Source organism: Aerococcus sp. L_32 (genome assembly GCF_050689315.1).
The window spans coordinates 1-663 of record NZ_JBOEQF010001030.1; the positions used below are offsets into that span (position 1 = coordinate 1).

Annotated in this window: 1 protein-coding gene; it reads left to right on the top strand. The window is 43.1% G+C overall.

The genetic code is table 11. From position 1 onward, the window contains the following. Positions 1-663 (top strand): triose-phosphate isomerase (tpiA, locus tag ACRCJ0_RS18030; protein WP_431391511.1); only part of this gene is annotated, 663 nt, incomplete at both ends.

A 663-nucleotide genomic window follows, 5' to 3' on the forward strand; every position in this document is an offset into this window, starting at 1 on the left:
ACTGAAGCTCACGAATTCGTTGCTGCACTTAAAGAAGGTTTCCCACAAACGGATGCTGAATCTTTAATTGCTCCACCAGCAATCTACATTGAAAAATTAATCGAAGAAGTAGCAGGTACTGACATCCAAATTGGTGCACAAAATGTACACTTTGAAGATGACGGTGCCTTCACAGGTGAAATTTCTCCGCTAGCTTTAGAAGCATTAGGCGTACCTTACGTTATCATCGGTCACTCAGAACGTCGTGAATTATTCGGCGAAACTGATGAAGATGTACGTAAAAAAGCAGCAAGTATCTTTAGTCACAACATGACGCCAATCATTTGCTGTGGTGAGACGTTAGAAACTCGTGAAGCTGGCCAAGAAAAAGAGTGGGTTAGTGGACAAATCCGTGCTGCTCTTGAAGGTTTAACTGCTGATCAAGTTGCACAAGCCGTAATCGCTTATGAACCAATCTGGGCAATCGGTACTGGTAAAACAGCTTCTGCTGATGATGCACAAGACATGTCAGCACACATCCGTGATTTATTATTTGAAATCGCTGGTAAAGAAGCAGCAGACCAAACACGTATTTTATACGGTGGTTCTGTAAAACCAGCTAACATTGCTGAGTTGCTTGAAAAAGAGGACGTTGACGGTGCGCTCGTAGGAGGAGCTAGTCTT